This window comes from Streptomyces sp. CHD11, from assembly GCF_018638295.1.
GTDB lineage: Bacteria > Actinomycetota > Actinomycetes > Streptomycetales > Streptomycetaceae > Streptomyces.
Genome location: NZ_JABTTS010000005.1, coordinates 48,576 through 70,005, shown reverse-complemented (window position 1 = coordinate 70,005; position 21,430 = coordinate 48,576). Strand labels below are relative to the sequence as shown.

The 21,430-nt window shown below is 73.4% G+C and carries 17 protein-coding genes and 1 riboswitch; of the genes, 7 read left to right on the top strand and 10 right to left on the bottom strand.

Annotated features, from left to right (window positions below):
• Window positions 1-58: 58 nt before the first annotated feature.
• Complete coding sequence (locus HTV45_RS06945; RefSeq protein WP_215204741.1) at window positions 59-787, top strand: ZIP family metal transporter; 729 nt, start codon at window positions 59-61, stop codon at window positions 785-787.
• A gap of 17 nt (window positions 788-804) precedes the next feature.
• Here HTV45_RS06945 and cobI read toward each other — a convergent pair whose 3' ends face one another.
• From cobI to HTV45_RS06900, 9 genes are all read right to left on the bottom strand, one after another.
• A complete protein-coding gene (gene cobI, locus HTV45_RS06940) occupies window positions 805-1,545 on the bottom strand; it encodes a precorrin-2 C(20)-methyltransferase (protein ID WP_215204740.1) in 741 nt (246 codons plus the stop codon).
• Window positions 1,530-2,990, bottom strand: a complete 1,461-nt coding sequence (locus HTV45_RS06935) for a cobyrinate a,c-diamide synthase (RefSeq protein WP_215204739.1) — start codon at window positions 2,988-2,990, stop codon at window positions 1,530-1,532. The genes cobI and HTV45_RS06935 overlap by 16 nt, the downstream gene beginning before the upstream one ends.
• On the bottom strand, window positions 2,984-3,592 hold the full coding sequence (gene cobO / locus HTV45_RS06930) for a cob(I)yrinic acid a,c-diamide adenosyltransferase (protein WP_215204738.1): 609 nt from the start codon (window positions 3,590-3,592) through the stop codon (window positions 2,984-2,986). The genes HTV45_RS06935 and cobO overlap by 7 nt, the downstream gene beginning before the upstream one ends.
• Entirely contained in the window at window positions 3,592-5,586 is a 1,995-nt protein-coding gene (locus HTV45_RS06925; RefSeq protein ID WP_215204737.1) for a putative cobaltochelatase, read from the bottom strand. Before HTV45_RS06925 ends, cobO begins: the two co-directional genes overlap by 1 nt.
• The gene (gene cobN / locus HTV45_RS06920; protein WP_215204736.1) at window positions 5,583-9,236 is read right to left on the bottom strand and encodes a cobaltochelatase subunit CobN; all 3,654 of its coding nucleotides are present in this window, start codon (window positions 9,234-9,236) and stop codon (window positions 5,583-5,585) included. The genes HTV45_RS06925 and cobN overlap by 4 nt, the downstream gene beginning before the upstream one ends.
• A complete protein-coding gene (locus tag HTV45_RS06915; RefSeq protein WP_215204735.1) occupies window positions 9,233-10,744 on the bottom strand; it encodes a cobyric acid synthase in 1,512 nt (503 codons plus the stop codon). The genes cobN and HTV45_RS06915 overlap by 4 nt, the downstream gene beginning before the upstream one ends.
• Window positions 10,741-11,682: a cobalamin biosynthesis protein gene (locus tag HTV45_RS06910; protein WP_215204734.1), complete on the bottom strand. Its 942-nt coding sequence runs from the start codon at window positions 11,680-11,682 to the stop codon at window positions 10,741-10,743. Before HTV45_RS06910 ends, HTV45_RS06915 begins: the two co-directional genes overlap by 4 nt.
• A 118-nt stretch (window positions 11,683-11,800) precedes the next feature.
• A riboswitch (cobalamin riboswitch) is annotated at window positions 11,801-11,945 on the bottom strand.
• 196 nt (window positions 11,946-12,141) lie between these two features.
• The gene (locus HTV45_RS06905) at window positions 12,142-12,363 is read right to left on the bottom strand and encodes a hypothetical protein (RefSeq protein ID WP_215204733.1); all 222 of its coding nucleotides are present in this window, start codon (window positions 12,361-12,363) and stop codon (window positions 12,142-12,144) included.
• A gap of 31 nt (window positions 12,364-12,394) precedes the next feature.
• A complete protein-coding gene (locus HTV45_RS06900; RefSeq protein ID WP_215204732.1) occupies window positions 12,395-13,642 on the bottom strand; it encodes an inorganic phosphate transporter in 1,248 nt (415 codons plus the stop codon).
• 155 nt (window positions 13,643-13,797) lie between these two features.
• Between HTV45_RS06900 and HTV45_RS06895 the strand changes: the two genes are divergently transcribed.
• The 3 genes from HTV45_RS06895 (at window position 13,798) to HTV45_RS06885 (ending at window position 17,563) form a co-directional block, all read left to right on the top strand.
• A complete protein-coding gene (locus HTV45_RS06895; RefSeq protein ID WP_215204731.1) occupies window positions 13,798-14,511 on the top strand; it encodes a class II aldolase/adducin family protein in 714 nt (237 codons plus the stop codon).
• A 371-nt stretch (window positions 14,512-14,882) separates the two neighbouring features.
• Window positions 14,883-16,010 (top strand): alpha/beta hydrolase, encoded by a 1,128-nt coding sequence (locus HTV45_RS06890; RefSeq protein WP_215204730.1) that lies wholly within the window; start codon window positions 14,883-14,885, stop codon window positions 16,008-16,010.
• Window positions 16,011-16,156: 146 nt separating this feature from the next.
• Window positions 16,157-17,563 (top strand): hypothetical protein, encoded by a 1,407-nt coding sequence (locus HTV45_RS06885; protein ID WP_215204729.1) that lies wholly within the window; start codon window positions 16,157-16,159, stop codon window positions 17,561-17,563.
• Window positions 17,564-17,607: 44 nt separating this feature from the next.
• Here HTV45_RS06885 and HTV45_RS06880 read toward each other — a convergent pair whose 3' ends face one another.
• Entirely contained in the window at window positions 17,608-18,021 is a 414-nt protein-coding gene (locus tag HTV45_RS06880; protein ID WP_215204728.1) for a VOC family protein, read from the bottom strand.
• A gap of 210 nt (window positions 18,022-18,231) precedes the next feature.
• On the opposite strand from HTV45_RS06880, the gene HTV45_RS06875 reads away from it, so the two are divergent.
• From HTV45_RS06875 to HTV45_RS06865, 3 genes are all read left to right on the top strand, one after another.
• Window positions 18,232-19,830, top strand: a complete 1,599-nt coding sequence (locus tag HTV45_RS06875) for an ABC-F family ATP-binding cassette domain-containing protein (RefSeq protein ID WP_215204727.1) — start codon at window positions 18,232-18,234, stop codon at window positions 19,828-19,830.
• A 364-nt stretch (window positions 19,831-20,194) separates the two neighbouring features.
• Entirely contained in the window at window positions 20,195-20,416 is a 222-nt protein-coding gene (locus HTV45_RS06870) for a helix-turn-helix domain-containing protein (RefSeq protein WP_029385158.1), read from the top strand.
• A gap of 104 nt (window positions 20,417-20,520) precedes the next feature.
• Window positions 20,521-21,324: an enoyl-CoA hydratase/isomerase family protein gene (locus tag HTV45_RS06865; protein WP_215204726.1), complete on the top strand. Its 804-nt coding sequence runs from the start codon at window positions 20,521-20,523 to the stop codon at window positions 21,322-21,324.
• Window positions 21,325-21,430: the final 106 nt, after the last annotated feature.

Here is a 21,430-nt window from a genome sequence, read left to right as displayed (position 1 = left end):
GGGCGGTGGGCGGCTGTCACGCGTGCGCGACCGGCCGCCGATCGGATACGAAGAACACATGGCGGTCCTCGTCGCGCTCGGCGCGTTCCTGATGACGCTGGCCGGCGGCTGGTCGGCGCACCGCGTGACCGACCGCCGCCACCTGGTGCTGGGCCTGGCAGGCGGCCTGATGCTCGGCGTCGTCGGCCTGGAACTCCTCCCGGAGTCCCTGGAGGCGGCCGGTGCCGAGGTGCACGGGGTACCGGCGGCCCTGCTGCTCTTCGTGGGCGGCTTCCTGCTCGCCCATCTGGTGGAACGCCTGCTGGCCCACCGGCAGGCCGCCCACGGCGCCGGGGAGGGCAACGGCCGAACCCCCGAAATGGGTCTCACCGCCGCTGCCGCGATGGTCGGCCACAGCGCCATGGACGGCGTGGCGATCGGCGCGGCCTTCCAGGTCGGCGGCGGTATGGGCGCCGCCGTCGCGGTGGCCGTCATCGCCCACGACTTCGCGGACGGCTTCAACACGTACACCCTCACGCGCGTCTACGGGAACGCCCGCCGCCGCGCGCTGGCGATGCTGTTCGCCGCCGCGGCGGCACCGGTGGCCGGCGCGGCGTCCACGCTGTTCTTCACCATCCCGGAACCGCTGCTCGGCGGCTACCTCGGCCTGTTCGGCGGCGCCCTGCTCTACATCGCGGCGGCCGAGATCCTGCCCGAGGCCCACCACGAGCACCCGGCCCGTTCCACCCTGCTGTGCACGGTCGCGGGCGTGCTGTTCATCTGGCTGGTGGTGGGCGCCGTGCACTGAGCACGGACCGGACCGGCTCACAGTTTGCCGCCCCGCCCGCCGTCGCGCCGGGGCGGTGCGATGAGCGTCGACAGATACGGCAGCGGCGCCCCGTCCAGCTCGGCGGCCGGCCGCACCGACTCCTCCGGCAGCCCGAGCGCCGACCCCCACACCGCGTCACCGATCCGCCCGGTCTCCCGCAGCGCCTCGGCGACCTCACCGGCCTGCCGCCCGAACTTGTACGCGACGACGGTCCCGGGCCCGGCCAGGGCGTCCTTGAGCACGGCGGCCCCCGCGGTCACCGGAACCAGCGTGAGCGGCTCGGTCCCCTCGGTCAGCACGGCACCGGAACGCGCCGCGAGCTCCTGCATGGCGGTGATCCCCGGAACGGTCTCGACCACGGTGTCCGGCACCAGCGCCACGAGGGTCTGCGCGAGATACGTGAACGTCGAGTACACGTTGGGGTCCCCGATGGTCGCGAAGGCGACGGCACGGTGCTCCCGCAGCAGCCCCGCGACCCGCTCACCGGCGGCGTCCCAGGCCGCCTCGCGCCGCGCCCGGTCGGTCCGCTCGTTCAGCGCGAACACCACCCGGACGACCTTCCCGGCGGGCACGTGGTGCAGCACCGTCGCCTCGGCCCGCCCCCGCTCGCCGCTGTCCATCACGGGTACGACCACGACATCCGCGGCCCGCAGCGCGTTGACCCCCTTGACGGTCACCAGCTCCGGATCCCCGGGCCCGACGCCCACCCCGATCAGCCTGCTCATGATGTGCGGCACCTCTCCACGAACCGACGGGCGACACCGGGCTCGGACGCCCAGTGCGTGTGCAGATAGCTCGCGTGCACACCGCGCTCCACGAATCCCTCCACACGCCGCTCGGGCGCCCGCATCCCCCAGGCGGGAGCGTCCCCGGCCCCCGGCTCGACCACGGTCCGGTGGAACTCGTGCCCGCGCATCCGCGTCCCCGCGGCGGCGAGCGCGCTGTCGCTCACCGCGACGGCGTCCCGGTACCCGAGGGTCAGCCGCTCCGCCATCCGCGCGGAGGCGTCCAGCACCCCGCACATGGGCAGCCCGTCCAGCTCCCGGCACAGATACAGCAGCCCGGCGCACTCGGCGGCGACTGGAGCCCCGGCGAGGGCCAGTTCGCAGACGGCCTTCCGCAGCGACTCGTTGGCGGACAGCTCGGAGGCGTACACCTCGGGAAATCCGCCACCGACGACCAGCCCGGCCGTCCCCTCGGGCAGTTCCTCGTCCCGCAACGGGTCGAAGACGACCACCTCGGCCCCGGCAGCGGAGAGCAACTCGGCATGCTCGGCGTACGAGAAGCTGAAGGCGCTCCCACCCGCGACGGCCACTCGCACGGCTCGCCCGGCGCGATCCAGCCCGTCCGGCGTTCGAGGGCGAGGCCCGTCGAGGGCCGAACGGGGGTCCGGGGGCAGAGCCCTCGGGGAGGGGACGGGAAGGGGCGGCGGGGGTGACGAAACCAGAGCCGCACCCGCGTCCCACCCCGCACCCGCCAGGGACCCCGCACTGCGCGCAAGCGCGACCAACGCCGACAGATCACACCCGTCAGCCACCTGCGCGCCCATCGCCGAGACGGCCTCGACAGCAGCGGCCCCCCGCTCGGCCACGGGCACCAGCCCCAAGTGCCGCGACGGCACATCGACCTGCCGGGCCCGCCGCAAGGCACCGAGCGCCGGCACCCCCACGGACTCCAGCGCCTGCCGCAACAATTCCTCGTGCCGGTCCGAGGCGACCTTGTTCAGGATCACGCCCCCGATCCGCACCTCCGGATCCCAGCTCACGAACCCGTGTACCAGCGCCGCCACCGACCGCGACTGCGACGACGCGTCCACGACCAGCACGACCGGCGCCCGCAGCAGCTTGGCGACCTGCGCGGTCGAGGCCAGCTCCCCTTCCCCCGCGGCCCCGTCGTACAGCCCCATCGCCCCCTCGACGACGGCGACGTCACACCCCCGCGCGCCGTGCGCGAACAGCGGAGCCACCAGCTCCGGACCGCACAGATACGCGTCGAGGTTCCGCCCCACCCGCCCGGTGGCCAGGCAGTGGTACCCGGGATCGATGTAGTCGGGCCCCACCTTGTGCGGAGACACGGCGAACCCCCGCGCGGACAGCGCGGCCATCAACCCGGTGGCGACGGTGGTCTTGCCACTGCCCGACGCGGGCGCGGCGATCACCAGCCGAGGGACGGAGTTCACCACTCGATGCCTCTCTGCCCCTTCTGCCCCACGTCCATGGGGTGCTTCACCTTGGACATGTCGGTCACGAGGTCGGCGACCCCGACCAGCTTCTCCGGCGCGTTCCGTCCCGTGATCACCACATGCTGCGTTCCCGGCCGCTCCCGCAGCACGGACACCACCTCGTCGGTGTCCACCCACCCCCAGTGCATCGGGTACGCGAACTCGTCGAGCACGTACAGCCGGTACGTCTCGGCTGCGAGGTCCCGCTTGACCTGCTCCCAGCCCTCGCGGGCCTTCTCCTCGTTGCTGAGGTCGTCCCCCCGCGGATCGCGCTGGATCCACGACCAGCCCTCGCCCATCTTGTGCCAGTCGACGGAGCCGCCCTCGCCGGAGGCACCGAGCACCCGCAGCGCGTTCTCCTCGCCGACCTTCCACTTCGCCGACTTGACGAACTGGAACACCCCGATCGGCCACCCCTGGTTCCAGGCCCGCAGGGCGAGCCCGAACGCGGCGGTCGACTTCCCCTTGCCGATGCCCGTGTGCACGACGACCAGCGGACGGTTGCGCCGCTGCCGGGTCGTCAGCCCGTCGTCCGGTACGACACTCGGCTGCCCCTTCGGCACTACGCGGCCCTCCTCGAAGTCCCCTGCACATCCCTGACCAGCCCGGCGATCGAGTCGGCCCGCAGCTCGTCCAGCGTCACGGCACTGCCGCCCAGCTCACCGGCCAGCCGCCCGGCGAGCCCCAGCCGCACCGGCCCGGACTCGCAGTCCACGACCACCGAAGCGACCCCCTCGGCCGCGAACAGCCGCGCCGCACGCGAGGCCAGCGCCACCGGCTCGGGACCACCGGTCGCCCGCCCGTCCGTCACCACGACGACCAGTGGCCGCCGCGCGGGGTCCCGCAACCGCTCCACCCGCAGCACGTCGTGCGCCCTGAGCAGCCCCGCCGCCAGCGGCGTCCGCCCACCGGTCGGCAGTCCTTCCAGCCGGGCCGCCGCGGCGTCCACCGACGACGTGGGCGGCAGCGCCACATCGGCCGCCGACCCCCGGAAGGTCACCAGCCCCACCTTGTCCCGCCGCTGGTAGGCGTCGAGCAGCAGCGACACCACGGCACCCTTCACGGCGCCCATCCGCTGCCGCGCTGCCATGGACCCGGAGGCGTCGACGACGAACAGTACGAGATTGGACTCGCGTCCCTCGCGCGTCGCCTGCCGCAGATCGTCCCGCCGCACCACCAGCCCGGGCCCCGACCGGCCCCGCGCCCGCTGATACGGCGCGGCCGCCCGCACGGTCGCCGCCAGATGCAACGTGGTCAGCGCACCACTGGGCCGCCGCGCCCCCGTCGTCCGCCCGTGCTCGGTCCGCGCCCTCGACCGCCGGCCGGCGGCACCCTCACCGATCCCGGGCACGCTCAGCACCTTCGTCCGGAACGGCTCGGCGGCGCCCACCGGAGCCCGCTCACCGGAACCGGCCCCCGAGGGCTGTCCTGCCTCCCCGGCCTCCGCCTCGGTGCCGGCACCGCCCTCCGGGCCTTCCGGACCCTCAGCGGGCGGCTGCCCGCCGCCCCCGTCCGGCCCGTCAGGATCGGTGTCGGGATCGTCGTCGCCCCCGAACTCCTCCAGCGTCTCGTCGAGCTTGTCCTCGTCGAGCCCAGGCGCGTCGAACGGGTTCCGCCGACGGCGGTGGGGGAGGGCCAGCAGCGCGGCCTGCCGCACATCCTCGGCGAGTACGTCCGTCCGCCCCGCCCAGGCGGCCAGCGCGGTCGCCGTACGCGCCATCACGATGTCGGCCCGCATACCGTCCACCTCGAAGGCCGCACAGGTCGCCGCGATCTGCCGCAACGCCCCCTCCCCGAGCCGTACCGACGGCAACAGCTCCCGCGCCGCGACGATCCGCGCCCGTGCGGCGGCCTCCTCGCCGGCCCACCGCGCGGCGAACCCGGCGGGGCCGTCGTCGTACGCGAGCCGCCGCCGTACGACCTCGACCCGCTGGTCGGGCTCGCGCGAGGCGGCGACCTCGACGGTGAGGCCGAACCGGTCGAGGAGCTGCGGCCGCAGCTCGCCCTCCTCGGGGTTCATGGTCCCGACGAGCAGGAACTTCGACGCATGCCGTACGGAGACACCCTCGCGCTCGACGTACGAGGCACCCATGGCGGCCGCGTCCAACAACAGGTCGACCAGATGGTCGTGGAGCAGGTTGACCTCGTCGACGTACAGGATCCCGCGGTGCGCGTCGGCCAGCAGGCCGGGCTCGAAGGCCTTCACGCCCTCCGCCAGCGCCCGCTCGATGTCGAGCGCGCCCACCAGCCGGTCCTCGGAGGCCCCGACGGGCAGCTCGACCATCCGGGCGGGCCGCCCGGCACCGCCCCCGCGCTCGTGCGGCCCGTCCGGGCACCCGGGGTCGGGCGCCGACGGGTCGCAGGAGAACCTGCACCCGGGCACCACCGCGACTTCCGGCAGCAGCGCCGAAAGCGCCCGCACGGTGGTGGACTTGGCGGTGCCCTTCTCACCTCGGACGAGTACTCCACCGACCTGCGGTGACACCGCGTTGAGCAGCAGCGCGAGCCGCAGGTCGTCCTGTCCGACGACGGCTGTGAACGGAAAAGGGATGGTCACTGGTCGTCACCCTCCAGATCGCCTTCGAGTTCCAGGTAGGTCGCGCGCAGCCGTTCCAGCGTGTCCGCGTCCGGCTCCGCCCACAGTCCACGGTCGGCGGCCTCCAGCAGCCGTTCCGTGACGCCTCGCAGCGCCCAGGGATTGGACTTCCTCATGAAGTCGCGGTTCTCCGCGTCGAAGACGTACTCCGCGCTGAGCTTCTCGTACATCCAGTCGTCCACGACCCCGGCCGTGGCGTCGTAGCCGAAGAGGTAGTCGACGGTCGCCGCCATCTCGAAGGCACCCTTGTAGCCGTGGCGCCGCATCGCGGCCATCCAGCGGGGGTTGACCACGCGGGCCCGGAAGACCCGGTGCGTCTCCTCGCCGAGGGTCCTCGTCCTCACCTGGTCCGGTGTCGCCGAATCCCCCACGTACGCCTCGGGACTGGCCCCCGTCAGATGGCGCACCATGGCGACCATGCCGCCGTGGTACTGGAAGTAGTCGTCGGCGTCGACGAGATCGTGCTCGCGGGTGTCGACGTTCTTCGCGGCGACCGCGATCCGCCGGAACGCCGTCTCCATGTCGCCGCGCGCCGCACGCCCGTCGAGCCCGCGCCCGTACGCGTAGCCGCCCCACACCGCGTACACCTCGGCCAGGTCGGCGTCCGAGCGCCAGTTGCGGGCGTCGATCAGCGGCAGCAGACCGGCCCCGTACGCCCCCGGCTTCGAGCCGAAGACACGCGCCGTGGCCCGCCGCCGGTCGCCGTGCTCGGCGGTGTCCTCGTCGGCGTGCGCCCGTACGTAGTTGGACTCGGCCGGTTCGTCCAGCTCCGCCACCGCCCGCACCGCGTCGTCGATCAGCCCCACCACATGCGGGAACGCGTCCCGGAAGAACCCGGAGATGCGGACCGTGACGTCGATGCGCGGCCGGCCCAGCTCCTCGAGCCCGACCACCTCGAACCCGGTCACCCGGCGCGACGCGTCGTCCCACACCGGGCGGCAGCCCAGCAGCGCCAGGATCTCGGCGATGTCGTCGCCCTGGGTGCGCATCGCCGACGTACCCCACACCGTGAGGCCCACGGACTTCGGATACTCGCCCGTGTCCTGCAGATACCGCTGCACCAGCGAGTCGGCGAGCGACTGCCCGACCTCCCAGCTCAGCCGCGACGGGATCGCCTTGGGGTCGACGGAGTAGAAGTTGCGTCCGGTCGGGAGCACGTTGACCAGTCCGCGGGTGGGTGACCCCGAAGGACCGGCCGGGACGTAACCCCCGTCCAGCGCCCGCAGGATGTGCCCGATCTCGTCCGTCGTCCGGGCCAGCCGGGGCACGACCTCCTCGCAGGCGAACCGCAGCACGGCCACCGCGTCGGGGAGTTCCGTGCCCAGCACCTCCCGCACCAGCGCGGGAACGGCGCCGGCCGCCCAGCCGCGTTCCTCCAGTCCCTCCGCGAACCGCCGGCAGAGCTGCTCCAGCAGGTCGACCGCGTCGGCGCCCGTACGCGCCGGGCCGTCCACCAGATCCGTCAGCTCCGCCGCGACCTTCACCGGCGCGCCCGGCTCGGCCAGCAACTCCTTCTCCACCAGCCCGAAGTGCCCGGCCAGCGCAGCCCGCAGACCCGGCAGGGCGTTCGCCCGCCCGCCCCACACCTGTGAGGCGCGCAGCACCGCCAGCACCAGGTTCACCCGCGCCTCGCCGACCGGACCGCCGCCCAGGATGTGCAGGCCGTCGCGGATCTGCACGTCCTTGATCTCGCACAGATAGCCGTCGATGTGCATGACGAACGAGTCGAAGTCGTCGTCGTCCGGCTGGTCGTCCACACGCAGGTCGTGGTGGAGCTCGGCCGCCTTCACCAGCGTCCAGATCTGCGCCCGCACCGCCGGAGCCTTCTCCGGGTCCAGGTCCGAGACCAGCGCGTACTCGTCGAGCAGTTGCTCCAGCTTCGCGAGATCGCCGTAGGTGTCGGCCCGCGCCATCGGCGGCACGAGGTGATCGACGACCGTCGCGTGCCCGCGCCGCTTGGCCTGGGTGCCCTCGCCGGGGTCGTTGACGATGAACGGGTAGATCAGCGGCAGGTCAGCCAGCACCGCGTCCGGCGCGCACCCGGCGCCCAGCCCCAGCCCCTTGCCCGGCAGCCACTCCATCGTGCCGTGCTTGCCCATGTGCACGATCGCGTCGGCGCCGAAACCGTGCTCCAGCCAGCGGTAGGCCGCCATGTAGTGGTGGGACGGCGGCATGTCGGGGTCGTGGTAGATCGCGATCGGGTTCTCCCCGAAGCCGCGCGGCGGCTGGATCATCACCACGACGTTCCCGAACCGGAGCGACGCGAGGACGATGTCGTCCCCGTCGATGTACAGCGACCCCGGCGGCTCGCCCCATGCCTCCCGCATGCCGTCCCGCAGCTCTGGGTCCAGCTTCTCGAACCACGCCCGGTAGTCCGCCGGCGGTACCCGCGCGGGCGCCGCGGCCATCTGCTCCTCGGTCAGCCATTCCACGTCGTGTCCGCCGGCCTCGATCAGCCGGTGGATCAGCTCGTCGCCCTGCGATGGGTATCCGTCGACGGCGTAGCCCGCGTCCCGCAGCGCGTCCAGCACCCGTACCGCCGAGGCGGGGGTGTCCAGGCCCACCGCGTTGCCGACGCGCGAGTGCTTCGTCGGGTAGGCGGTGAAGACGAGCGCGACCTTCTTCTCGGAGTTCGGCCGGTGCCCCAGCCGGGCGTGCCGCACCGCGATGCCCGCCACCCGCGCCGCCCGTTCCGGGTCGGCCACGTACACCGGGACGTCGTCGGGGCCCTGTTCCTTGAAGCTGAACGGGACCGTGATCAGCCGCCCGTCGAACTCCGGGATGGCGACCTGCATCGCCGCGTCCATGGGGGACAGGGCGGCGTCGGACGCCTCCCACGCGGCACGCGAGGACGTGAGACACAGACCCTGCAGCACCGGCACGTCCAGGTCGGCGAGCGCTCCGATGTCCCAGGCCTCCTCGTCACCGCCCGCCGACGCCTGCGAGGCGTGCGTGCCGCCGGCCGCGAGCACGGTGGCGACGAGGGTGTCGGTCCTCGCCAGCAGCTCGTACAGTCCCGGGTCGGCGCCGCGCAGCGAACCGCAGTAGACGGGAAGGGCGTTGGCGCCCCGCGCCTCGATCGCGTCGCACAGCGTGTCCACGAAGGCGGTGTTGCCGCTCAGTTCGTGCGCGCGGTAGAAGAGCACGCCGACCGTCGGGCGTCCGGCCACCAGGTCCCGGGTGCCGTGGACGCCGAACTCCGGCATCGCGCGCGGCGGTTCGAAGCCCTCGCCGGTCAGCATCACGGTGTCCGACAGGAACCGGGCCAGCTCGGTGAGGTTGTCCGGACCGCCCTCGACGAGGTACCGCAGCGCCTCCGCCACCACCCCGGCCGGCACCGACGACTCGGCCATCAGCTCCGCGTCCGGCACGTTCTCCCCGCCGAGCAGCACCGTGGGCACCCCGGCCGCCCTCAGGGCCGCGAGCCCGTCCTCCCAGGCGCGTTTCCCGCCCAGCAGCCGGACGACGGCGACGTCCGTCCCGTCCAGCAGCGCGGGCAGTTCCTCCGCCACGTCCACGCGGGTCGGGTTGCCGATCCGGTAGGAGGCGCCGGAAGCACGGGCCGCCAGCAGGTCCGTGTCGGCGGTCGACAACAACAGCACAGTGCTCATACGGGCGCTCCCGGTGGAATGTAGGGCAGTCCTCGTGGCGCGCCGGACTCGATGAGCCGCCACAGCGCGTCCGTGTCCGCGTGCTGTTCGATCAGGTCGCCGAGCCGGTCGAGCTGCTCCTCGCGCAACGCGGCGAACGAGGTGCCGGGTGCCGGTACGAAGCGGCGTCCCGCGGCGGCGGCCACCTCGCGCAGGAAGGCGCGCCGGAAACCGTCCGACTCCAATGATCCGTGCCAGTGCGTCCCCCAGACCGCCCCTGCCCGGCAGCCGTCCAGGAAGGGGTCGCCTCCGAGGACCTCGGCGACACCGTGATGGATCTCGTACCCCTCGACGGACTCCCCGAGGGCCTCCCCGGCGGGCCGGGCGAGTGTCTTCTCGCGGGCGAACCGCACCCGTACGGGCAGGATCCCGAGCCCGTCCACGTGACCGGCGCGGCTCTCCACCTCGTCGTCGATGTGCTCGCCGAGGATCTGGAAGCCGCCGCAGATCCCGAGCACGGGCCGCCCCCGGGCCGCCCGCCGCCGCAGCGCGTCCGCCAGCCCGCGCTCCCGCAGCCACTCCAGCGCCCGTACGGTGCCGCGGGTGCCCGGTACGACCACCAGGTCGGCGTCGGCGAGTTCCTCGGGCCGGTCCACGAACCGCACCACGACACCCGGTTCGGCGGCGAGGGCGTCGACGTCGGTGAAGTTGGACATCAGCGGCACCGCGCAGACGGCCACCCGCAGCACGTCCTCACCGGCCGGAGCGGCCACCACCGACTCCCGTACGGCGCCGCGCAGGGACACCCTCAGTCCGTCCTCCTCGTCGATGCCGAGCCCGTGCCGGAAGGGCAGCACGCCGTACGTCCGCCGCCCGGTCAGGCCGTGCAGCATCTCCAGGCCCGGTTCCAGCAGGGACACATCGCCCCGGAACTTGTTCACCAGGAACCCGGCGACCAGATCCTGGTCCTCCCGGGCCAGCAGGGCGACCGTGCCGAAGAACGACGCGAAGACGCCGCCCCGGTCGATGTCGCCCACCACCAGCACGGGCAGCCCGGCGCCCCGGGCGATCCCCATGTTGACGATGTCCGTGCGCCTCAGATTGATCTCCGCCGGGCTGCCCGCGCCCTCGCAGATCACCGCGTCGTACGTCTCCCGGAGCTGCTCCAGGCAGTCCAGCACCGTGCCGAGCAGCCGCTGCTGCCGGCCGCCGTGGTAGCCGCGTGCGCTCATCTCACCGACGGACCTGCCCAGCAGCACCACCTGGCTGGACCTCTCGCCACCGGGCTTGAGCAGCACGGGGTTCATCAGGGCCGTCGGCTCGATCCGGCAGGCCTGCGCCTGCATGGCCTGCGCCCGGCCGATCTCGGCGCCCTCCCGGGTGACGAACGAGTTCAGTGACATGTTCTGCGCCTTGAACGGCGCGACCTTGACGCCGCGTCGTGCCAGCCACCGGCAGATCCCGGCGGTGACCACGCTCTTGCCGGCGTCCGAGGTGGTCCCGGCGACCAGCAGACCGCCACCGCTCATGACGCACGTCCCTTCACGACGCTCCGCGCGAGAACGCCGGCGCCGAGGGCGAGCCAGCCGACCCGCCGTGAGAGCCGTACCGCCCGCTCGATGTCGGCCACGGCCACGGCCCGCCCGCCGCCGCCCAGCACGGGCCGGTGCTCGACCCGTCCGCCGTAGGAGAGGGTCCCGCCGAGCCGTACGCCGAGGGCGCCCGCGAAGGAGGCCTCGACGGGGCCGGCGTTGGGGCTCGGGTGCTGCGCCGCGTCCGCGCGCCATGCCCGTACGGCCCCGCGCGGGTCAGGTCCCGCGAGCGCGGCGAGTGCGGCGGTCAGCCGCGCCCCCGGCCACCCGGCGACGTCGTCGAGGCGGGCGGAGGCCCAGCCGTAGCGGCGGTAGCGGGGGGACCTGTGGCCGACCATCGCGTCGAGTGTGTTGACGGCCCGGAACCCCAGCAGGCCGGGCACCCCGGCGACGGCGCCCCACACCAGCGCGCCCACCACGGCGTCGGAGGTGTTCTCGGCGACGGACTCGACCACCGCGCGGGCGATCCCGTCGGCGTCCAGCGCCTGCGGGTCCCGGCCGCACAGGTGCGGCAGACGGGACCGGGCCGCGTCGACGTCCCCGGCCTCCAGCGCCCGCCCGACGGCGCGGGCCTCACGGGCCAGCGAGGTGCCGCCCACGACGGCCCAGGTGGCGACACCGGTCAGGGCGGCGGAGGCGGCGGGGGAGGAGCGTACACAGTGGGCGGCGAGGCCTCCCAGGGCGACGGCCGAGCCGACGCACACGGCGGTGTGCACCGCGCCGCGTCCCCGGTCGTCCCGCCACAGCACCCGTTCCACGGCAGCCGCGGCCCGCCCGAAAGCGGCGACCGGGTGCCCGCGGCGGGGATCGCCGAGGAGCAGGTCGCCGAGGAGGCCGGCAGCGGCACCGTACGCGAACACGCGATCGGCACCCATGGGTTCAGCCGGTGACGGATCCGGAGGGAGTGGCCCCGAAGCGGGGTGGGGTGTCGCTGGTCGACCTCGGCAGGCTGCCGCGCATGGCGATGTGTCCTCACTCAGGGTGTCCACGCCCTGGTTCGACGAGACCGGCGGCGAGAGTTCCTGGCTCCCGGGGGTGTTTCACCCCCGGTGACAGTGGCGGGACCGCGCCGGAATCGCACCGGCTTCCTCTTCTGCCGCCGTATTGGCTGTGGCAGTCCACCACGGTCCCGGAAGGGTCGTCAACTTGCCGTTGACCAGCGAGGCTGAAGTGTGCTGAGGCCCACAGAGGGGTTCCGGTGGGTGAACGGCCGGCGGGACGCGCACGCGTCGGCGGGCGGTGCGGGAGCCGGGGCTCGCGCACCGCCCGCCGGACGGAGCCGGTCTTGCGGTCAGATCATGACCGGGCCGTGTTCAGGCCGGGCCGGGCCGTGCTCAGGCCATGATCAGGTAGATCCCGTACGCGACCGCCGCCGCGCACCCGGCGAAGCAGGCGTACGCGCTGGTGACCGCCAGGCCCGCGGACTGCCCCTGCGCGGCGGCCCGCTCCCGGCGGGACAGACCGCTGATGCCGAGGACGAACAGGCCCACCAGGGCCACCGTGACGACGAGGCTGACGCCGAAGACGGAGCCGAGGGCCACCCAGTCGATGCTCATGGTGCTCTTCTTCCTTCGTTCCGGGGCGCGGTCAGACTGCGGTCTTGGCCGGCGGCGCCGCCGGGTCGGCGGGGGCCGGGATGGTGGTGGCGAGTTCCTCGGTCGCGGCGCCCGCCGGGGGAGGGGTCACCGCGGCCATCGCCTGCGTCACCACGCCGGACGGCTCCTCGGCCGGTTCCTCGTGGTCGTTGACGTTGGTGTGGTCGACGATCTCGCGCCGGGAGATCTTCCAGATCGCCGCGCTGGAGACGATCAGGAAGACGGCCACCACTGCGGTGCCCCAGTCGCCGGCGCGGCAGACCCACTCGGCGACGGCCGCGACGAAGGCCGCCGCGGGCAGCGTCAGACCCCAGGCGGCGAACATCCGGGTGGCGGTCGACCAGCGGACGACACCGCCCTTGCGGCCCAGGCCCGCACCCATCACGGAACCGGAGACGGAATGCGTGGTGGAGAGGGAGAAGCCGAGGTGCGAGGAGGCCAGGATGACCGTCGCGGCACTGGTCTGGGCGGCGAAGCCCTGCTGCGGCTGGAGGTCGGTCAGGCCCTTGCCCATGGTGCGGATGATGCGCCATCCGCCGAGGTAGGTGCCCAGCGCGATGGCGATGCCCGCGGAGAGGATGACCCACATGGGCGGGTCGGAGTCGGGGGCGACGGCGCCGCCGGCGACCAGGGCGAGCGTGATGATGCCCATGGTCTTCTGGGCGTCGTTGGTGCCGTGGGCCAGGGAGACCAGGCCGGCGGAGGCGATCTGGCCGGCGCGGTAGCCCTTCTCGGCGGACTTGCCGTCGGCCATCTTGCCCATGCGGTAGGTCAGCCGGGTCGCGTACATCGCGGCGAGGCCTGCCACCAGCGGGGCGGCGATCGCGGGGATCAGTACCTTGGTGACGAGGACGTCGCCGTGCACCGCGCCGAAGCCGGCGGAGGCGACGGTGGCGCCGATCAGACCGCCCATGAGGGCGTGCGAGGAGCTGGACGGCAGGCCGACCAGCCAGGTCAGGAGATTCCAGAGGATCGCGCCGACCAGGGCGGCGAAGATGACCTCGGGACGGATGCCGGCCTCGTCGACGAGGCCCTTGGAGATCGTGTTGGCGACCTCCACCGAGAGGAATGCGCCCACGAGGTTCAGCACGGCGGACATGGCCACCGCGACCTTGGGCCTCAGCGCACCGGTCGAAATGGTCGTTGCCATCGCGTTCGCGGTGTCGTGGAAACCGTTCGTGAAATCGAACGCGAGTGCGGTTACCACCACAATCGCGAGGATCAGCGAGAAGCTTTCCATTTACCCAGGCAATCGTTCGAGGTCATTGGCTGGTTGAACGTAAGTAACCAGGGTGAACGGAAGATGAACTGGAACAGGCATCGTGGTGACCGTAAGAGGGGGTGATCGCTCCGCCGGTCGGCCCATGCGCGTGGTCCGCCTGGCAGGATCCCCGCATGGCTGAACAGAGGCGGGACGAGCGGGATACGGAGGACTCCGGGGATCCCAGAGCGAGCCGGCGGGCGTCCGGGGACGAGGCACGCGCCTGGACGGAACTCGTCGAGGCCGCGCGCCGGACCGTCGCCGACGGACTGGTGGTCGGCACCTCCGGCAATGTCTCGGTCCGGATCGGCGGAACAGTGCTGGTCACGCCGTCGGGCGTACCGTACGACCGGCTCACGGCGGACGATGTGACCGGGGTCGACCTCGACGGCCGCCAGGTGCTCGGCGCACTGGTCCCGACCAGCGAGCTGCCGCTGCATCTCGCCGTGTACCGCACCACCGGCGCGAGCGCCGTCGTCCACACGCACGCCGTGCATGCCACGGCCGTCTCCACGCTCGTCGGCGAACTGCCGCTCATCCACTACATGGCCGCGGCACTCGGCGGCCCCGTCCGGGTCGCCCGCTACGCGACCTACGGCACCGACGAACTGGCCGCCAACATGCTCCGCGCCCTCGAGGACCGCACCGGCTGCCTGCTGCAGAACCACGGCACGCTCACCCACGGCACGACCCTCACCCAGGCCTACGACCGCACGGCCCAACTGGAGTGGATGTGCAGACTCTGGCTGACCGCCTCCTCGGTCCCCGGCCGCTCCCCGCACCTCCTGACCGCGACCCAGCTCGCCGACGCGGAAGCCCGCCTGCGGACCTACGGCCAACACCCCTGACACACCCGCACCCGCACCCGCCAGGCGTGCGGGGAACCGCGCGAACGGGGGTCCGGGGGGCGAGGCCCCCGGAGACGGGACGGGAAGGGGCGGCGGGGGCGAGAAGGACTCCCCCGCCCTCCCCACCAGGCGCCCCCCGGCCCCCCGCCCCCGCCCCCGAAACCGTGAAGCGGAACCGCGACGGCCAGGGCCGCGGAGCGGCTGGCCCGGCCCGCCGCCGCCCGGAGGCCGCCGGAACCGATCCCAGGCGGCCCGCCGCCGCCCGGAGAACCCGCACCGCCCCGCGGGACCGCCCCGCGGGACCACCCCGCACGGGCCCCCACGACCGCGCCCACTGGCCGGTTGTGCGTTCCGACAGGACACTGGAGAGCGTGCGCACTGTCAGAGCGACGGCCGCTGCCGTCACCGCCGTGATGGGCGCCGGCGCCGCCGCGGTGGCCGCCGGCCGGTTCGCCAGCGACGCAGCCCTCAGAATCCCCCCGGGCGGCCCCCTGCCCGCCGAGCCCCGGCTCACGGTCCACGCCACCGCCGCCGGCCAGGTCACCCTGACCCGCGGCCTCGCCGCCCTGCGGCCCGGCCGCCACGGCCTCACCGGTGACGGCTTCCACGCGGTCGTCGGCCCCGTGCTGTCCGGCACCCAGGCCACCGCCGACACCGTCGTACGCCGGCTGGAACGCGTCACCTACGGCACCCCCGAGCCCGGCGACCGCGCCTGGTTCACCCCGAACGTCCACGTCGGCGACCCCGGCACCGCCCTCGGCCTGGACCACACCGGCCTCGGCGTGCCCGGGGAGCTCGGCCCGCTGCCCGTCTGGTTCGTGCCGGGCGACCGGGACACCTGGGTGATCACCGTCCACGGTCTCGGCACCACCCGGGAGCACACCATGAACGTCATGGAGTTCCTGCACCGTCACCGCTTCCCGGTGCTGGCCCCCGCCTACCGGGGCGACCCGGGCGCCCCGGCCTCCCCCGACCGCCTCAACCACCTCGGCGAGACCGAGTGGCGCGACCTCGACGCGGTACTGCGCCACGCGGTGAGCTCCGGTGCCCGGCAGGTGATCCTCTACGGCTGGTCCAGCGGCGCCACCATGGCGCTGCGCGCCGCGGCCCGCTCCGAGCTGCGCGCACGCGTCGCCGGTCTCGTCCTCGACTCGCCCGTCCTCAGCTGGGAGGCCACCCTGCGCGCCCTCGCCGCGGCCCGCCGCACCCCGGGCGCGCTGCTGCCGCTCGCCGTCCGCGCCGCCCAGGGCCGCACGGGCCTGTACGGCGAGCGCAGCCCCGGCGCCGTCCACCTGGACCGGATCAGTGTCCCCACCCACATCTTCCACGGCCCCGACGACAAGGTGGCTCCCTGGCGGTTCTCCCGCCGCCTCGCCGCGGCCCATCCGAACACCATCACCCTGCACGCCGTCGGCGGCGCTCCGCACGCCGCCATGTGGAACGCCGGCCCGGAGACCTACGAAGAGGCCCTGCGGCGCTTTCTGACCCCCTTGATGTGAAGCCGGTGCCGACGATTCCGTTCCGCCCTGGACCACTGGCCTGATCACCTCCTCCGCCCGCGTCCGGGGCGGGGGCGCGGACCGTCCCCGCGCCCCCGCCGGCATTCCGTTTGGGTTTTCGGACCGTCAACCGCGAGACTGCACCCGTGACGTCCCGTATCCCGCGCGACTCCAGGCTTCGACTCGTCCGCCCGCGACCCCTGGCCGCCGCCCCCACAGCGATCAACCAGCGGCGCCCGCGCCGCCCCGCGCCACGCCCCCCGGAAGGCACCCCCGCACCGGCGGAGCTGGCCAGAATGGCGCGCTCCGGTCTGGCCGCCGCGGCCCGCGTCGCCCGCTGGGCCGACGCCGCCCTCGGCCCCGGCGGGGACAGCGCCACCACCGACGGCAAGGCCACTCTCTCCGACGCGACCGCGGAACGGGCGGCCCGGCACCTCGGACTGACCGCCGCTCAGGTCCGCGCCGACTGGGACACCGCCCGGCTGGCCGGCCTCATCGAGGTGCACGGCGACACCGCCCGCCCCGGCTGGCGGCTGCGCGCCTGGAACCGCGACGACAGCGCCGTACTGCGCGGCTGGGTCGCCCTGTGCGACGCGTGGTCGCTGGCCCACCCCGAACCCGAGGAGTACGAGCCCGCCGCCGTCGCCGAGGTCGTCACGGCCATGCCGCAGGTGCTCTCCTTCCTCCAGCTGTCCGCCGGCCCCGTCCCCGTGCCGCAGCTCCTCGACCTGCTGCAGCAGCGCGTCACCGAACTCCGCACGGAACGCTGCGAGATCGACTACGCGCAGCAGACCGGCCCGCTCCGCCCCGCGCTCACCGAGCCGGCCGCCGACGCCCCGCTCGAGCCGCTGCTCGACTGGGCGCTGCGGGCCCTGGCCTCCGTCGGCGCCCTCACCTACGGCGACGGACAGGCGACGCTCACCCCGCTCGGCAGCTGGGCGGTCTGGGTCAAGCTGGAACAGATCTGCGTCGCCGCCCAGAGCCCCGCGGGGAACATCGAGCAGGGCGCCGAGGACATGCTGCGCGGCTGCGGCCGGCTACGGCCCAACGCGGCCCGCGCCGAATACCGGGCCTGGCTCGCCGCCCGGCCGGTCGGCAGCGCCGTCACCGAACTGATCGACGCCGCCCGCGGCGAGGACGCCCTGCTGCGCGGCCTCGCCTTCGAGGCGCTGCGCGTGGTCGGTGCCCCCGCCGAGCCCGAGGTCCGCACCGTGCTCGACGAGCCGACGCTGCGGCCGTACGCGCTGCTGTGGCTCGCCGAGCACGACGGAGCCGACCCGGAGGACGCCCACGAGGTCCTCACCCGCGAGGAGTCCACCTGGCTGTGGGTCGACACCGCCGCCGCCGTCGCCGACCACGGCGAGGCCCCGCTGCTGGTCCGGCACCTGGAGTCCGCGGTGCAGCCGACCGTCCCCGCCCTGCTCAGCGAGGTGCGCGCCGTCGGCCACCCGCGCACGGTGCAGGTCCTGGTGGCCCTGGCCGCCGCCCACCCCGACCCGGCGCTGGCCAAGGCGGTCCGCCGGGCGGCCTTCCAGGTCCATACCGGAGGCTGACCCGCCCGCCGGCACCACGCCGCCCGGGGCCCGGGGGCCGGGCCTCAGCCTCCCGTCTCCGGGGCGTACGTCCCGAAGCTCCAGACGTTGCCCTCCGCGTCCCGGGCCATGTAGTCCCGTGAGCCGTAGTCCTGGTCCGTCGGCGGCATCAGGATCTCCGCGCCCTGCTCCACCGCGCGCCGGTGGTGTGCGTCGACGTCGTCCACGACGACGTACACCCCGGCCGGGCCCGCGCCCTTCATCGCCGTGTCGAACACCCCGCCCCGGCCCTTCGAGCCCAGCATCACCACGCCGTTGCCCTGCACCAGCTCGGCGTGCATCACCGTGCCGTCCTCGCCCTCGTAGACCGACAGCTCCCGGAATCCGAACGCCTCCGTGAGCTGCCGGATCGCCGCCTTCGCGTCCCCGTACAGCAACGTCGGAACGACACTCGGACGCCCGCCACCCGTGCCTGTCATGCGATCACTTCCCTGTGTCTCGCGTACACCGGTATGTCCCGTTGCCGCCAGTCTGGCACCGGGCACCGGCAACGCCGGGCCGCCCGCACCCGGAAAAGGTGTTGCAGGGCCCCGTTAGAATGGCCCGTATGGCCATTCTCCTCGCGCATTAGACGGCGGGAACGTCCTCAGCCGCCCACCGCCAACCCTTACCTGCCCTGGAGTCTGTCCGTGATCTCCGCCTCCGGCATCGAGCTGCGCGCCGGTGCCCGTGTGCTCATCGAAAGCGCCACCTTCCGCATCGCCAAGGGCGACCGCATCGGCCTGGTCGGCCGTAACGGAGCGGGCAAGACCACCCTCACCAAGGTCCTCGCCGGCATGGGTATCCCCGCCGCCGGTACGGTCACCCGCTCCGGCGAGGTCGGTTACCTGCCCCAGGACCCGCGCACCGGCGACCTCGACGTCCTCGCCCGCGACCGCATCCTCTCCGCCCGCGGCCTCGACACGCTGATCCGCAAGATGCGCGACAACGAGCAGCGCATCGCCAACGGGCAGGGCGCCACCCGTGAGAAGGCCCTCAAGCAGTACGAGCGCCACGAGACCGAGTTCCTCACCAAGGGCGGATACGCCGCCGAGGCCGAGGCCGCGACCATCGCCGCCGCGCTGAACCTGCCCGACCGCGTGCTCGGCCAGCCCCTGCACACCCTCTCCGGCGGTCAGCGCCGCCGCGTCGAGCTCGCCAGGATCCTGTTCTCCGACGCGGACACCCTGCTGCTCGACGAACCGACCAACCACCTCGACGCCGACTCGATCGTCTGGCTGCGCGACTACCTCAAGACCTACCGCGGCGGCTTCATCGTGATCTCCCACGACGTCGATCTGGTCGAGACGGTCGTCAACAAGGTGTTCTACCTGGACGCCAACCGCGCCCAGATCGACGTCTACAACATGGGCTGGAAGCTGTACCAGCAGCAGCGCGAGGCCGACGAGAAGCGCCGCAAGCGCGAGCGGCAGAACGCCGAGAAGAAGGCGTCCGCGCTGCATTCGCAGGCCGACAAGATGCGCGCCAAGGCCACCAAGACCGTCGCCGCGCAGAACATGGCCCGCCGGGCGGACAAGCTGCTGGCCGGCCTGGAGGCGGAGCGGAAGTCGGACAAGGTCGCCAAGCTGCGCTTCCCCGAGCCGTCCCCGTGCGGCAAGACCCCGCTCATGGCGGAGGGACTGTCGAAGTCCTACGGCTCGCTGGAGATCTTCACCGACGTGGACCTGGCCATCGACAAGGGCTCCCGCGTCGTCATCCTCGGCCTCAACGGCGCGGGCAAGACCACCCTGCTCCGCCTTCTCGGCGGCGCCGAGAAGCCCGACACCGGCCAGGTCATCGAGGGCCACGGCCTGAAGCTCGGCTACTACGCGCAGGAGCACGAGACCCTCGACCCGGACCGCACGGTCCTGGAGAACATGCGCTCCGCCGCCCCCGATCTCGACCTGGTCGAGGTCCGCAAGACGCTCGGCTCGTTCCTGTTCTCCGGCGACGACGTGGACAAGCCCGCCGGCGTCCTCTCCGGCGGTGAGAAGACCCGTCTGGCGCTGGCGACCCTCGTGGTCTCCTCGGCCAACGTGCTGCTCCTCGACGAGCCGACCAACAACCTGGACCCGGCCAGCCGCGAGGAGATCCTCGGCGCGCTGCGCACGTACAAGGGCGCGGTCGTCCTCGTCACCCACGACGAGGGCGCCGTGGAGGCGCTCCAGCCGGAGCGGATCATCCTGCTGCCGGACGGTGTCGAGGACCTGTGGGGCGCCGACTACGCGGACCTGGTCGCTCTCGCCTGAGCCACGCCCGGGGCGCCGGCCCCGGGTGACCGCGGGCGTGATCCACTGCGTATGGATCATTCGGCCCATCGGTGATCCATCAATCGAGTGAGATCTCCTCATCCCGAGGTGTGTCCTACACGGATTTCGCGGCCGGGCCCCCGGTGAACCGGGGCCCGGCCGTCGCGCCTCCCTGACCTGGTGCTTCTCGAGGGAAGCCGGTGGGAGGTATCGACGGGGCCGGCCGGAATCACTGGTTCCGAATGTGCGGACGCGCTCCTGTCGTCACCACCTTGTCTCATCGACCTTGCCGAATGGGTGGCCATGAGGGCCGGAAGGGGTGATCATGAGGAGACCAGAGCGCACTTCCCATGAGGAGGCACGGGTGGCCGAGACTCTGAAGAAGGGCAGCCGGGTGACCGGCGCCGCGCGCGACAAGCTCGCGGCAGACCTGAAGAAGAAGTACGACGCCGGTGCGAGCATCCGGGCGTTGGCCGAGGAGACCGGCCGCTCGTATGGCTTTGTGCACCGCATGCTCAGCGAGTCGGGCGTCACGCTGCGAGGGCGTGGCGGGGCGACACGGGGCAAAAAGGCCCCGTCGGCCTGATCCCGGCGCCACGAAACCCGATGGTGGCCACCCGGTCGGCCGATTGGCCGGCCGGGTGGTTACTGTGCAGTCACTTACATGACCGCACCCATCGGAGGCGCCCCATGGCTTCGTCCGCCCAGGACCTCGGTCCGGTACTCGACAAGGACGGCGTACGGCTCACCGTCGACGACGCGATCGCCACGGTGACGCTGACCAACCCGGCCAAGCGCAACGCGCAGAGCCCCGCTCTGTGGCGGGCGCTGACCGAGGCGGGCCGGCTGCTGCCCGGCTCCGTCCGGGTCGTGGTGCTCCGCGGCGAGGGCAAGTCCTTCTCCGCCGGGCTCGACCGGCAGATGCTCTCTCCCGAGGGAATCGAGGGCGAGCCGTCGTTCCTCGACCTCGCGCGCGGTGACGACGCCGAACTGGACGCCACCATCGCCGTGTACCAGGAGGCGTTCACCTGGTGGCGGCGCAGCGACATCGTGTCCATCGCCGCCGTGCAGGGGCACGCCATCGGAGCCGGATTCCAGCTGGCCCTCGCCTGCGACCTGCGCGTCGTCGCGGACGACGTGCAGTTCGCCATGCGCGAGACCGGCCTCGGACTCGTCCCCGACCTGACCGGCACCCACCCCCTGGTGGGCCTCGTCGGCTACGCCCGCGCCCTGGAGATCTGCGCGACCGGGCGCTTCGTCACGGCCGAGGAGTCCGTACATACCGGCCTGGCCAACGTCGCCGTGCCCGCGGCCGACCTGGACGCGGCCGTCCAGGACCTCGCCGCCGCGCTGCTGGCCGCCCCCCGGGACGCCGTCATCGAGACGAAGACCCTCCTGCGCGGCGCCCAGGACCGCACCTACGAGGAGCAGCGCGTCGCGGAACGGGCCGCCCAGGCCCGCCGCCTGCGCGACCTGGCCGGCCTCGGCGAGTAGCACCCGGACGACGCCCGCGCCCCGGCGGCGGACACCTGCCGCCGGCCGGACCGGCCTGACACTCCCCAGGACACTTCGCGGACGGCGGTCACCCGCCCGGCCGCGC